This window comes from Rhodothermales bacterium (assembly GCA_017643395.1).
In the GTDB taxonomy this organism is placed as follows: domain Bacteria; phylum Bacteroidota; class Rhodothermia; order Rhodothermales; family UBA10348; genus JABDJZ01.
The window spans coordinates 44,104-56,771 of sequence record JAEPNP010000004.1 but is presented as its reverse complement, the minus strand read 5'-3'; the positions used below and the strand labels follow the sequence as shown (position 1 = coordinate 56,771).

Sequence of the window (12,668 nt, the reverse complement as noted above, 5' to 3'; positions counted from 1 at the left end):
GCGTCGGATAGGCAGCACGCTGCTGCGTTGTCCTTCGGACGTCCACTCAGTGCGGCGTACCTGGGTACGCCTCCCTCGGGCCGCCTCGGACGCCTTGCATCGTACTACCTCTCCAACGCCTTCGGGGTTGGAGGTGGGCGGCGTTGGATATCCGGCGCATTGCTGCGTTGTCCTTCGACTGCGGGCTCGCTGCGGCGGCTGCGGGGCCGCCGATTCGTGCCCGCGAGAGCCTGAAGGTGGAAAAGCACCGCCGGATTACACTAACAGCGCCGAATTACGGAGGCTAAGGTGTAATGAGGGCCTGTATCCCATGTCCCTCCGCTTGCCGGGTGGGCACAAGGTGGAATAGGGCCTCGGCATTCCACCTTCGAGGGCAACCTGTCGGCCGACACGCCCCGGGCCGGCCGCAGAAAGCGGCAGCAACGGCTGAGAATACCCGCTGGTGGGTATATGCGCGGGTCGTGGGGATTTCTAGGATGAGACTGCCAATCATCCCGAGATCGCCATGCATCGTTTCGCTACGGTATTCTTTGCCTTCTGCTTTCTGGCTCTTTCGGCGCACGCGCAGTGGACCTTCGTGTCGCAGGACTTTGAGCCCACCGATTTTGCCATCCTGGACGGCCGGATCGTGGTGTCGGGGGCGTCGACCATTTCTCCTGCGGCGTCGCACGAGGTCCACGTGTCCGCGGATGGCGGACAGAGTTGGTCCCTGGTGTCTGCGGCTGAAGGTCGAAACGTTTTGGCCACGCCAGATGGGTTCATCCTGGCGGAACTGAACACCAAATTTGACGGCACGCCCGATGGGCAATCGTGGACCCCCAACGACTGGGGCGGCTACGATGTGGCCAAAACCACCCAGATGTTCTACGATCCGATTGCGGATCGTGTCTTCGCCACGACGCAGAACTATGTGTTGCTCATCAGTTCCGACCGCGGCCAGACCTGGGTGAACGCGCCGCTCTCGTCGTCCGACAGCGAGTTGACCTTTGTGCACGCCCAGGGCGACATCGTGCTGACCGGATACAACGGCACACAGGGTGCGCTGCACCTGTCAACGGACGGCGGGCAGACCTGGGCCAATCTTGGTCAGGGCCGGCCAACCGGTGGGTTTGTCGCACCCAACGGAGATCTGTACTACACGAAAGACGTGAACATCGGCGTCGTAACTCCTTCAAACGGGCTCTTCCGGAGCCGGGACGGCGGGGCCACCTTTGAGCAGCTCTTTGCCGCTCCAAACAAGGGTTTCCAGGGTCGCAAGTCTCCCTTGAGGATGGCGGCGGCCATCTACGTCAACGGCCCGAACCTGCTCTTCAGCGCAAATGACCGGCTCTATCTCAGCACGGATGATGGCGTGACCTGGGAAGACGCCAGCGCCGGCATCGTGCCTGACGACACGGGTGAATCCGCCGCAATCCGGTTCGAAATCGCAGGGGACACCGCCTACCTGCTCCTGCTCAGCAATGACCGGAATCAGGGCATCCACACCGGCTACGGCCTCTACGCCCGCCCCGTCTCCGAATTCGGTTTCGCCGCGACCAACACCTCCAACCAGGCCGAGGCCGACGTGCCCCAGTCATTCCGTCTGGGAGCCGCCTACCCCAACCCCTTCAATCCCCAGACCACCATACCCTACGAGTTGAGCCGCCCCGGCCACCTCCGCCTGTCCATCCACGACGTGACCGGCCGAGAGATAGCCGTCCTCCGAGACGCCCACACCCCCGCCGGCCAGTTCGAATCAACCTGGAGCGCCCCCAACGCACCAAGTGGCGCCTACCTAGTCCGCCTCACATTCGATGGCACAACGCTCACCAATACCCTCACCCTCCTGAAGTAACCACCGGGGGGCGAGGGGCGAACGCCCCAATGCCCCCACCACGAGGAGGGCGCTGCGCCCAAAGAATTGCGCCAACCTGGCCCGAGGGAGGCCCAGCCGCCGAAGGCGGCGCCCGGCCTCCCGGGTCCAGGGGCCGAAGGCCCCGTCGACCCCACACAAAAAAGCCTCACTCACCGGCACTGGGGCGACGAGAGTCGGTGCAGTGCAAGGCGGGCGAGGCGAGGCGACTGAGGCGTACATCCGTACGCCGCAGGGAGCCGAGTCCGACGCCCAACGCCGCAATGCGCCGGCTATCGTCGTCCCAGTGGCGCGGGGCGGATTTGAACCGCCGACCTACGGGTTATGAGTCCGTCGCTCTAACCAACTGAGCTACCGCGCCAAGACCGGCAAAACTACCCCGCCCGCCAACCTTCGTCAACGTACCCAGCTAACCCTTCCGTATCTTCACGGACATGCACTGGGACGAACTTCTCGGACAACAACGGGCCGTCGAGACCCTGCAGTCGGCCATCGAGCGGGGCAGGGTGGCGCATGCCTATCTGTTCCATGGCCCGGAAGGCGTGGGAAAGCGGGCCACCGCGCTGGCTTTTGCACAAGCGCTCCTCTGCGAGGCGGGCGGAGCCGCACCCTGTGGTAGTTGCGGGGCCTGCAACAAGACGTCGAAGCTGATCCACCCGGATTTGCACGTGCTCATCGCCCAGACCAATGACGCGAAGCCGGCCGAAGTGCAGGAACGCGTTCACCGCCTGGTTGAAGAGCCCTACGCGACCATCGACTACACCCGGCGGGCCAAGCTCAGCGACCCCGGATCGTCCTCCAACAAGCAGGTCCAGTACAGCGTCGCCCGAATCAACGAGGAGTTGCGCCGGGTCATGAGCTTTCGCCCGGTCGAGGGACGCTATAAAATCGCCGTCCTCTCCGATGCGGATCTGCTTCGTAAGGAGGCGGCGAATGCGTTCCTGAAGCTGCTTGAGGAGCCGTCGCCCCAGACGGTCTTCGTGCTGCTCTCGGCGCGGGCCGACCGCATGCTCCCGACAATTCTGTCTCGGTGTCAGCATGTTCGGTTCGATCGCCTGCCGACCGACACGATCGAGCGGGGGCTGCTGGCCCGCTTGAGCATCGATCAGGCAGCCGCAGGGGCCATCGCCCGCATGGCAGACGGATCCTTTGCGCGTGCCCTGGATCTGTCGGCGTCCGAGGAACTCATGGCTTCCCGGAGCGAGGTGCTGTCCTTCCTGCGCAACGCGTACCAGGCCTGGTCTGCCTCAGACAAGATGGCCGATCAGGTGGAGCGCCTGGCGCGCCAGGGCCGGGAGCAGATCAAGTTCACGCTGGAACTGATGCTCGGCTGGATTCGTGATCTTGCCCTCATTCGTGTCCTTGGCCCTCATGCCCCTATTGTGAACGTGGATCAGCAGACGGAAATCAGCAAGTTCTCGGCGAGGCTCGAGCACGCTGATCCGGAGCACATGGCTGACCTGGTCGAAGAGGCGGTGTCGCGCATCGATCGAAATGCCAACCCCCGGCTCCTGCTTACCGTGCTGGCGCAATCGCTGGGCGACGCCATGCGCGGCCGGCACCGCGGACACCTGACCGAGCCTCTGACCGATGGCGTGTGAGTCCTGTGGAAACGGAGGCGCCGGGGGATGTGGAGGTGACTGCGGCACCGACGCGTGCCCGTCCAATCAGCCGGCTGACTGGTTGACCGACATGGGCGCCCCTGTGGCGACGGTCGACTTCCCGATTCTGGAGGTCCAGTTCAAGGGCGGGCGCAAGGGCTTCTATCGCAAGAGCCCCGAGCTCGACGTTCAGACCGGCGAACAGATTATCGTAGAGGCAGACCGAGGGGTTGATCTGGGCACCATTCACCTGTCCGGAGAAATGGTGCGCATTCGGCTACGATCCAAGTCGTTGGATGCCGATGGCGAGTTTCCTGAGGTCGTCCGCCGAGCCACCGGGGACGACCTGCAGCGCTGGGAGGAGAACAAGGAGAAGGAAACCGAAACGTTTCTCATCGGCAGACGCACCATCGACCGCATGGGCCTGCCCATGAAACTGGTGGATGTGGAGTGGCAGTTCGATGGGAAGAAGGTCACGTTTTACTTCACCGCAGACCATCGCGTCGACTTTCGGGAGCTCGTGCGCAGGTTGGCGAGGCGCTTTCGGACCCGGGTCGAGTTGCGCCAGATCGGAGCCAGGGATGAAGCTGCACGCATCGGGGGCATCGGGTCATGCGGGCGCGAACTCTGCTGCTCGACCTGGCTGCAGGAGTTCAAGCCGGTTTCGACTCAGGCTGCCAAGACCCAGAACCTGCCGCTGAACCCGGTGCGGCTGTCGGGACAGTGCGGGCGATTGAAATGCTGCCTCAACTACGAATTGGAGCAGTACATGACGGCGCTGCGGCGCTTTCCCCGCATCGATTCCAGAGTGTCCTTGCCCGAGGGCTCTGCCATTGTGCGCAAGGTGGACATTTTCCGCGACCTGGTGTGGATGCAGCTGGACCGCGGAGGGTGGATCGAGCGAGATCTGGAATCGGTGCGGTCCTCGATGGGCAAAGGGCGCTCGAACTGATCAAAAGAGCAGCCTCCGCGCCCGCGAGCCGGGACGCGACCTCCCGTCCGACCTCAGCCCGCGCCCTCAGCGTCCGACCTCAGGACGCGACCTCTCGTCCGACCTCAGCCCGCGCCCGCCCTCAGGCCTCCGCGTCCGGCTTGATGCCGCTAAGCAGGTCATCGGGCTCCTCTCGTATCAACGCCAGGATGGCGCCGTGCGACACAATCACGTAGTTGTGATCCTGGAAGGTGAGTTCGATGGCCTCCTTGCGCAGGAAAAAGGCATAGTCGCCTGGCTTGGCCTGCAGGGGCAGATACCGCACGGCCTGCTTCTGAGCCCACATTTCCGCCTCGGAAAACTCAGGATTCGGGATGATGTAGCCGGGACCTACGCGGACTACGCGGCCGCCGCGCACCTTGTCCCGCTCAGCGACGCTTGCCGGCAACACCAGTCCGGATTCGGTCTGCCGCTCTCCCGAGTCCGGATCGACCAGGATGCGGTCGCCAACAAGAATGATTTCGCTCATACCCTGTGTCTGTCTACAGCTTCGCGCATCAACGCGGCGTAACGGTCGATGATCTCTTCCCGGTCAAAAGCCCTGGAGCGCGCTCGCGAAGCCTGACGCCAGCCGTTCAGCACACCCGGTTCAAGGCCGGAGATCAGGCTGCCCAGTGTGGAAACTTCAGACCACCCCAGGCGGGGCCCGGCTCCCGACTGTGCCATCTCGCGGCCGAGTGGCGACCCGGCATCAGACACCGACAGGATGGCGGTGCCCGATCCGTAGGCTGGCAGCAGCTTGCTCGGAATGAACGAGCCCCCGGCGCCCTCTTTCTCGGTGACCACGAACAGGTGCGTCCCGGCCAACCCGGCCGCGAGCTCCGCCTCATCCGTAAGCGGTCCGAAGCGAAATCGCGCATCGCCGGTATCCTGGACCCAACGTTCCACCACCTCCGCGTCCGCGCCACCGCCTCGGATATCGAACTCGAAGCGCGCAGAAGTCCGCGCCAGGGCTTTGCAGAAACGAATCAGATCCTGCTTTCCACCAATGTTGCCGGAATAGAGCAGGCGCACCGGGCCGCCGTTGAGGTGGGCCTGAGACGGCGCGTGCGCCAACGTCTCCGCCAGCGAACCGTGCAACCAGTTGGGCAGCATGTGTACGGTCTGCCCGCGCCGAGCCAGGGGAGCCAGTGTGGTCTGCATCACAGGAGAAATCGTGCTCCAGACGTCCGCACGATTGAACAGGAACCGCTGTATCCCTCGAAACCATTCGGCGGCTCGAGAGCTGCGAACAATGCCAGCCGCCGCGGCCGCCTCGGCACTCAGATCCTGCACGTTCAGCCAGAGGGGGCACCCTGCCAGGCGTGCCGCCAGCGCACCATAACCAACACCTCCTACAAGTGGGCAATAGGCCATCACAAGGTCGTACGACCCCGGCGCCGGCAACGTGCGCACCAGCGATGCGAAGAACGATCCCTCGTAGATCAGCCGCTGGACCATTGATCCGGGATCCCGGGGAATGAATAGCCCATGTCGGAGCACGCGTACGGACCGATGTCCATGCTCCCGGTGTATCGCAAGTCCGTTCTGGCCCCGCTTGTCCGTCCATTCCGGGTAGTACGGCACGGCGCACATGACTTCCACCTCGAACCCCCGCGTGCTCAGGCCACGGCAGAAGTCGGCAAACAGCACGCCTCCTCCCAGGTCCGGGTCAAACACATTGACGACGACAAGCAACCGCATGGCGCGCCAACAATACGCGCTACCGCCAGCGCACGTGCAGAGAACCCACAAAAAAACACGGCCACCCGGAAGTGGCCGTGTTCTGAAGAGCTGTCGATCCGGGGAAAGAGTGAGCCTTTCTTACCCGGAAAAACCGCAGGGGCTAGAGCAGTTGGAAGACAGTCAATACGATCAGACCGACGACGCCTGCCCCAAGCGTCATCGCCCGGATCGCGCTGTCTACAGGATTGCGCATCCGTTGGCTGTAAGGGGGTCGGTTAGGGGGAGGGGGTTTGTCGGAAGGAAACGCAGCCGGGGCGGCTTCACAATCACTTCGTGCGCCCGAAAAGCCCGTTTATGGGCAATTCATCGTCTCTTCACAAACTGGCGTTAGGTACGACCCGGATCGACTCACCGACCGGGCTACCACTCGTTCTCCTCCTTGGTCACCCCCATTTCGACGGGTACCGGGTAGTTCGAGGTGAAACAGGCGTTGCAATAGCCCGCCTTGGACTCGTTGGCTTCGCGTACCGCCTTCATCAGGCCTTCCGGCGTCAGATACGCGAGGCTGTCAACTTCCAGCCACTCCGCCATCGCGCCGATGTCGCCCCTGAACTTGTTGGCCAGCAGCTCATCATGGGAAGGGAAGTCCATCCCGTAGAAACACGGGCTGATCACGGGCGGGGAAGCCACCCGGAAGTGTACCTCGCGTGCTCCCGCATCCCGGACCATGCGAACCAGCTGGCGCGCCGTGGTGCCGCGAACGATCGAATCGTCCACCATGACCACGACACGGTCCTGGAGCACGCCCTGCACGGTGTTGAACTTGCTCCGCACCCGCGTTTCCCGGCGGCTCTGGCCCGGCGCAATGAAGGTGCGCCCAACGTAGTGATTGCGGATGAGTCCGATTTCGTACCGGGCCTTTCTCCCGAGTTTGCGGCACTCGGTCACATATCCGAGGGTGGCCGTGTTGGAAGAGTCCGGCACACTGATCACGATGGGCCTGCCGCCGGTGTGATCCTCCGGCACCGGCGCATCGTGCGCCAACTGTTTGCCGAGCTTGCGTCGCACCTTGTCCACGTTCTCGCCGAAAATCCGGGAGTCCGGACGCGAGAAGTAGACATACTCAAACACGCACTGGCTGACCCCGTGATTCTGGGCGAGCTGATAATGGCTGAACGTGCCCCGGTCGATGCCGTCCTGGTCGATGACCAGCACCTCGCCTGGCTGGATGTCCCGGACGTACTCGGCTCCAATGAGGTCGAACGCGCAGGTCTCCGACGCCACGCACCATGCCGTCTTTCCGTCCGGCCCGCCGGTTGACTTCCGGCCAAGCGCCAGAGGCCGAAATCCATTGGGATCGCGTACGGCGATCAGTTGCTCGTCCGTCAGCAATACCAGCGAGAACGCACCCTCCACCTGTCCCAGGGCATCGATGATGCGATCAACCTGCTTGCGCCGCGGGCTCTGGGCAATCAGGTGCAGAATCAGCTCGGTGTCGCTGGTGGTCTGGAAGATCGTACCGCGCTGCGAGAAGGAGTCCCGCAGCTCCCGGGCGTTGGACAGGTTTCCGTTGTGGGCAATGGCCACGTTACCGCCGCGATAATGCACCACGAAAGGCTGGATGTTCGCGGCGTTGTCCGCGGACCCTGCGGTGGAGTAGCGGTTGTGTCCAACGGCCGCCGTGCCCAGCAGCTTTGTATCGAACACGCTGGAGTCCTTGAACACATCCAGAACCAGCCCGGGCCCCTTGACCATGGGCATCACGCGTCTCCCGCGGGCCTCATCATAGGTGGCAGTGACGATGCCGGCACTCTCCTGGCCTCGATGTTGCAGCGCGTGCAGCCCCAGATAGGTCAGCTGGGACGCGTTTCGTGCGTTGAAGACGCCGAAGACGCCGCAGTATTCTCGTAGTTCTTCGGCCATGTCAGGGCCCGGAGGTGCTGGGACGGGAGTGTGCTTGAATAGAGGCGGCCGGGGCAGGTTTCGGCGAGGAGGGCGGCATCACAGATCTTCCACACTCTGATCTGCAGGAAGCGCCCCCGAGTCCGGATCAATACTCAGCGCCACCTGGCCGATGCGATTCGTTTCGACGGTTTCGACCCGCAGCCGGAGGTTCTCGAACACCAGTTCGTCGGATTCCTCCGGGATGGCACCGGCAAGATGGAAAATGAGGCCTCCCAACGTTTCGAAATCGAACGATGCCGTATCCAGCGAGAGCCCAAGCACCTCGTTGAGATCATCCAGGTCAATGCGCGCGTCGAACAGGTAGGACCCGTCGGAAAGTGCCTCATACAACGCGGTTTCGGCATCGTCGTGCTCGTCCTGGATCTCCCCGACGATTTCCTCCAGCACATCCTCCAGGGTGACGAGTCCCGCGGTGCCGCCGTACTCGTCCACGACCAGGGCGATGTGGGTCTTGCGCGTCTGGAAATCCGTTAGCAGGTCATCCAGTTTCTTGCCCTGGGGCACAAAAAATGGAGGGCGAACAAACCGGGCCCAGTCCATGGAGCGCGGTCGTCTGCCCGAGTGCAGCAGGCGAAGGATGTCCTTGGCGTAGAGGATTCCCAGGATATTGTCCAGGTGCCCCGCGAACATGGGGATTCGGGAGTGGCCAGACGTGCGGATGGTTTCGATGGCCTGCTCCAGCGAGGCCTCCGACGAGATCGCAATGATGTCGAGCCGGGAAATCATGATTTCCCGCACCGTCGTCTCACCGAACTCGACGATCGAATGGATCAACTCGCGTTCGTCCTCCTGAATGGTACCATGGGCCTCTCCGATCTCGGCCATGGTCTTGAGGTCGTCCGCGGAGAGCCGGGTCCCTGTCGACTCAAATCGGCCATGGAAGGCCTGCATGCGTTGCGCCACCCAGCCGGACAGCGGCAGCAGCACGCGATGGAAGAGCAGCAGGAATCCCGAGATACGTCTGCTGAACGCCCGCGCATTTGTGGAGGCAAGGAGCTTCGGCGAGATCTCACTGACGATGAGGAGCACAAACGTCAGCACGATCACCTCACCGAACACTGTGAGCGCCGGATTCCACTCGTACGCCTGTGCCAGGTCGTGCGTGATGACTGCAGCCAGAATCGCCGCCCCGACGTTCACCACCGTGTTCAGAATCAGGATGGTGATGAGCAGGGCGCCGGGCCGTTCCAGTAGCCGGAGTACGCGCCGGTCGGCTCGGTCCGGCTCCAGCGCCATCTCCTCGCGCGTGGTGGCTTCCAGTGAAAACAGTGCCACCTCCGACCCCGAAAACAGTGCGGAGAACAGCAGCAGTGTCAGCAGAACACCGAGGCCTGTCAGCAGGCTGCCCGGGTCTGGCGCGTCCTGCAACAGCAAACCGACGGTATGGGCCCAGTTAGGGTCGGGGTCCACGGTCAGGCAGGCTGAAAACCTCCACGTTGATGGGCGCTTCTAGAAGTAATTGCCGGTAACGATGACGTACACGAGCACGGCGCCTACGGCCACCGGGCACACGTACCGCACCAGGATTCCAAAGAGAGCCGAAGCGGGCATTTTGTGGCCGGACGCCTCAAGCGACGCCAGAGCATTGGGCACGCCCCACTTGTAGCCCACAAAGAGACACAGGGCAAGCGCTCCCAGCGACAGCGAGTAATTGCCCCAGATGTTGTTGTTGAGCGTCAGCCAGTCCACACCTGTCCCCAGGAAGTCCGTAAACATTCCCGACGCGCCGCTGGCGAGCGCCGACGGAATTGCGAACACAAAGCAGACCGCGCCGAGCAGCCAGGCCGCCTTGTTGCGACTCCAGTTTTTCTCGTCGACGAAGTACGAAACGACCACCTCAAGCAGGGAAATCGTGGACGTCAGGGCCGCAATGGAGAGTAGCGCATAAAACGCGATGGCAAACAGGTTGCCGGCTGGCAGGCTGCCGAAGATGGACGGCAGAACGACGAATACCAGACCCGGACCCGCATTGGGCTCCACGCCCACCGAGAACAGAGCCGGGAATATGATCAGGCCGGCCAGGATGGCGATGCCGGTGTCGAAGATCGCCACCGTAACGGCGGCATTCGGCAGGTTCTCGTCCTTCGGGAAGTAGGAGCCATACGTAATCATGGCACCCATGCCGAGGGACAGACTGAACAGGGCCTGGCCCAGGGCGCTCATCACGACGTTCACCGTGATCTTGGAGAAGTCAGGCTGGAACAGGTACGCGAGTCCCTCCATGCCGCCTGGCAGCGTCACCGAGCGAACGGCAAGAATGATCAGGATCACCAGGAGCAGTGGCATCAGGACCTTGGTAGCCCGCTCGATGCCGTTGGAGACGCCACCCCGTACTACCAGCACGGTGAGCAGAATGAACGCTCCGGTCAGGAAAATCGCCTTGCCCGGGTCACCGATGAGCTGCGTAAACAGCGCTCCGCTCTCTTCGGCGGTCATGGTACCTCCGTACACCCCGGTAAGCGCGCCCCAGAAATACGAAAGCGTCCACCCAGCGATCACCGCGTAGAAAGCGAGGATGCCGAAGCCCGTCGCCACGCCCAGTCCGCCCACCCAGGGCCAGAAGGACTTGGGTACCAGCGCCTTGAAGGCACCGACCGGATTTTTCTCCGTCTGGCGCCCGATGGCCAACTCCGAGAGCACGACAGGTACGCCGATGGCGGCGACGAAGAACAGGTAGATGAGCACGAAGGCACCGCCTCCGTTCTCGCCGGCACTGTAGGGGAAACGCCAGATGTTGCCGAGCCCGATTGCCGAGCCCGCGGCAGCAAAGATGAATCCCATGCGGCCGCTCCATTGGCCGCGTGACGCCATCGCCATGGTGGTAGGGGTTTGGTGCTAGAGGGTGAGGGGAGTGCGCGCGCAAACCACTGCGCACAGACGGACGGGAATAACCTTCAAGGTACCGAATAAAAGCAAGGCAGGCCCGCTGCCGCCGGCGCGGAAAGCGCGGCGATCAGCGGGCCTGTGCATGCGGTCACGTTCGTCCTGCCTCAGAAGGGCAGGTCGTCGTCTGGTTCGAATGTGTAGTCGTCTCCTGACGTGGATGCAGGTTTGCCATTGCCGGCCGGAGCAGCCGCCGCCGCGGCCGGGGCGGCCTGCCTGCGCGGTGCCCCTCCACCAAATCCACCCTCCTCGCGGCCGCCGAGCATCATCATCTCGCGGGCCTTGATTTCGGTGGTGTACCGGGTATTGCCGTCCCGGTCCTCGTAGGAGCGGGTTTGCAGGGAGCCTTCGAAGTAGACCTGGGAGCCCTTGCGCAGGTACTCGTTGCAGATCTCCGCCAGCCGGCTCCACGCCACAATGCTGTGCCATTCGGTTCGTTCGACCCAGTCTCCGTTGGCGTCCTTGTAGGACTCGTTGGTGGCCAGCCGCAAGTTGCAGACGGCCGTGCCGCTGCCGGTGTAGCGCAGTTCGGGGTCCTGCCCCAGGTTGCCTACGAGAATGACCTTGTTAATGCCTCGTGCCATGGAATTACACCTCCTGTAGTTAAGCTGAAGCAGCCGATGTACATGAACCCCTGGCGATATCACACGTGTGAGCCAGGAGATGTAACGGAATCGCTGTCGCGAGCCGGCTGCATCAGATAGAGGACCAAGACCCCCGTTCTGCAACCGGATCCGCAGCATTGACACGAAGATGATACGCTGCCCAGGTGACACCTCAGTGTCACTGTGGACAACTTTCGCAGGCCGATCAGGCACCCGGACCGGCCGATTCCGTGTACCGAAGCCTGCCGCAGAACCCATCGCCCGAACCTGCATGTCCGAGAAGATTTTCGATCCCCAGTTCACCGAGGCCGCAGACGCCGTCGAGTCGTACGCCGACTTTGTGGCCATCGTGCGGCAGTTGCGTCGTGACTGCCCGTGGGATCGGGAGCAGACCCATGAGTCCGTCAAGCATCTGCTCATCGAGGAGGCGTACGAGACGGTCGATGCGATCGATGCCGAGGATTGGCCCGAGTTACGCAAGGAGCTCGGAGATCTGCTCCTGCACGTGGTGTTTCACGCGGTGATCGCGGAGCAGGGCGGCCGCTTCACGCTGAAGGAGGTCATCGAGACCGAAGCGGAGAAGCTCATCGTGCGGCATCCCCATGTTTTTGGCGACACCCGCGTCGATGGCGTCGGTGAGGTGCTCACCAACTGGGAGCAGATCAAAATGAAAGAGAAGGGGCGCAAGTCCGCTCTGGATGGCGTGCCCGGACAGCTGCCTGCGCTCCTGCGAGCCCATCGTATCCAGGAGAAAGCGGCCGGCGTCGGTTTCGATTTCCCGGAAGCCGCAGGTGCCTGGGACAAGGTGGAGGAGGAGATCAGGGAGTTCGGCGCCCTGGCCCGCTCGGGGGGCTCTGCGGAAGCCCTGGAGGACGAGCTGGGCGATGTGCTCTTCGCGCTCGTGAACTATGCGCGCTTTACGGATCTCAACGCCGAAAATGCGCTCCGCCGCACAAATGCCAAGTTTACCGGCCGTTTCCAGCACATCGAAAAGCGACTGCGCGAGCAGGGCCGCGGGCTGCACGAGTCCGATCTCGAAGAAATGGACCGGTACTGGGACGAGGCGAAAGCGGCGGGGCTCTAAGCCGACGGGCGCCCAGCGCCGG

The 12,668-nt window shown here is 63.1% G+C and carries 10 protein-coding genes and 1 tRNA gene; 4 read left to right on the top strand and 7 right to left on the bottom strand.

What is annotated here, in order from left to right:
* Positions 1-505: 505 nt before the first annotated feature.
* Positions 506-1,834 carry a T9SS type A sorting domain-containing protein gene (locus JJ896_12925; GenBank protein MBO6780549.1) on the top strand — a complete coding sequence of 443 codons (1,329 nt, stop codon included), beginning with the start codon at positions 506-508 and terminating at the stop codon, positions 1,832-1,834.
* A 305-nt stretch (positions 1,835-2,139) separates the two neighbouring features.
* Here the strand turns inward: JJ896_12925 and JJ896_12920 are convergent.
* Positions 2,140-2,213, bottom strand: a tRNA-Met gene (locus JJ896_12920).
* Between the two features lie 73 nt (positions 2,214-2,286).
* Here JJ896_12920 and JJ896_12915 point away from each other — a divergent pair.
* Both JJ896_12915 and JJ896_12910 read left to right on the top strand, forming a co-directional pair.
* Complete coding sequence (locus tag JJ896_12915) at positions 2,287-3,453, top strand: hypothetical protein (GenBank protein ID MBO6780548.1); 1,167 nt, start codon at positions 2,287-2,289, stop codon at positions 3,451-3,453.
* Positions 3,443-4,405, top strand: coding sequence for a stage 0 sporulation protein (locus tag JJ896_12910; GenBank protein ID MBO6780547.1), 963 nt, complete (start codon positions 3,443-3,445; stop codon positions 4,403-4,405). Before JJ896_12915 ends, JJ896_12910 begins: the two co-directional genes overlap by 11 nt.
* A 121-nt stretch (positions 4,406-4,526) precedes the next feature.
* On the opposite strand, the gene JJ896_12905 is transcribed toward JJ896_12910, so the two are convergent.
* The 6 genes from JJ896_12905 to JJ896_12880 all read right to left on the bottom strand — a co-directional run bounded on the left by JJ896_12905 (position 4,527) and on the right by JJ896_12880 (position 11,541).
* Positions 4,527-4,913: a co-chaperone GroES gene (locus JJ896_12905; protein MBO6780546.1), complete on the bottom strand. Its 387-nt coding sequence runs from the start codon at positions 4,911-4,913 to the stop codon at positions 4,527-4,529.
* Positions 4,910-6,127, bottom strand: coding sequence for a glycosyltransferase (locus JJ896_12900; protein MBO6780545.1), 1,218 nt, complete (start codon positions 6,125-6,127; stop codon positions 4,910-4,912). Before JJ896_12900 ends, JJ896_12905 begins: the two co-directional genes overlap by 4 nt.
* A gap of 402 nt (positions 6,128-6,529) precedes the next feature.
* Positions 6,530-8,032, bottom strand: a complete 1,503-nt coding sequence (locus JJ896_12895) for an amidophosphoribosyltransferase (GenBank protein MBO6780544.1) — start codon at positions 8,030-8,032, stop codon at positions 6,530-6,532.
* Positions 8,033-8,110: 78 nt separating this feature from the next.
* A complete protein-coding gene (locus tag JJ896_12890) occupies positions 8,111-9,484 on the bottom strand; it encodes an HlyC/CorC family transporter (GenBank protein MBO6780543.1) in 1,374 nt (457 codons plus the stop codon).
* Between the two features lie 39 nt (positions 9,485-9,523).
* Positions 9,524-10,891, bottom strand: a complete 1,368-nt coding sequence (locus JJ896_12885; GenBank protein ID MBO6780542.1) for a sodium-dependent transporter — start codon at positions 10,889-10,891, stop codon at positions 9,524-9,526.
* 173 nt (positions 10,892-11,064) lie between these two features.
* Entirely contained in the window at positions 11,065-11,541 is a 477-nt protein-coding gene (locus JJ896_12880) for a single-stranded DNA-binding protein (GenBank protein MBO6780541.1), read from the bottom strand.
* A gap of 292 nt (positions 11,542-11,833) precedes the next feature.
* Between JJ896_12880 and mazG the strand changes: the two genes are divergently transcribed.
* Positions 11,834-12,646: a nucleoside triphosphate pyrophosphohydrolase gene (gene mazG, locus JJ896_12875; protein MBO6780540.1), complete on the top strand. Its 813-nt coding sequence runs from the start codon at positions 11,834-11,836 to the stop codon at positions 12,644-12,646.
* The last annotated feature ends 22 nt before the right edge of the window (positions 12,647-12,668 follow it).

What these genes read in the sequence shown, in the direction of transcription:
- JJ896_12885 (MBO6780542.1), bottom strand. Translation starts at nt 10,891, where the DNA reads ATGGCGATGGCGTCACGCGGCCAATGGAGCGGCCGCATGGGATTCATC.
- JJ896_12905 (MBO6780546.1), bottom strand. Translation starts at nt 4,913, where the DNA reads ATGAGCGAAATCATTCTTGTTGGCGACCGCATCCTGGTCGATCCGGAC.
- mazG (MBO6780540.1), top strand. Translation starts at nt 11,834, where the DNA reads ATGTCCGAGAAGATTTTCGATCCCCAGTTCACCGAGGCCGCAGACGCC.
- JJ896_12925 (MBO6780549.1), top strand. Translation starts at nt 506, where the DNA reads ATGCATCGTTTCGCTACGGTATTCTTTGCCTTCTGCTTTCTGGCTCTT.
- JJ896_12880 (MBO6780541.1), bottom strand. Translation starts at nt 11,541, where the DNA reads ATGGCACGAGGCATTAACAAGGTCATTCTCGTAGGCAACCTGGGGCAG.
- JJ896_12900 (MBO6780545.1), bottom strand. Translation starts at nt 6,127, where the DNA reads ATGCGGTTGCTTGTCGTCGTCAATGTGTTTGACCCGGACCTGGGAGGA.
- JJ896_12915 (MBO6780548.1), top strand. Translation starts at nt 2,287, where the DNA reads ATGCACTGGGACGAACTTCTCGGACAACAACGGGCCGTCGAGACCCTG.
- JJ896_12910 (MBO6780547.1), top strand. Translation starts at nt 3,443, where the DNA reads ATGGCGTGTGAGTCCTGTGGAAACGGAGGCGCCGGGGGATGTGGAGGT.
- JJ896_12895 (MBO6780544.1), bottom strand. Translation starts at nt 8,032, where the DNA reads ATGGCCGAAGAACTACGAGAATACTGCGGCGTCTTCGGCGTCTTCAAC.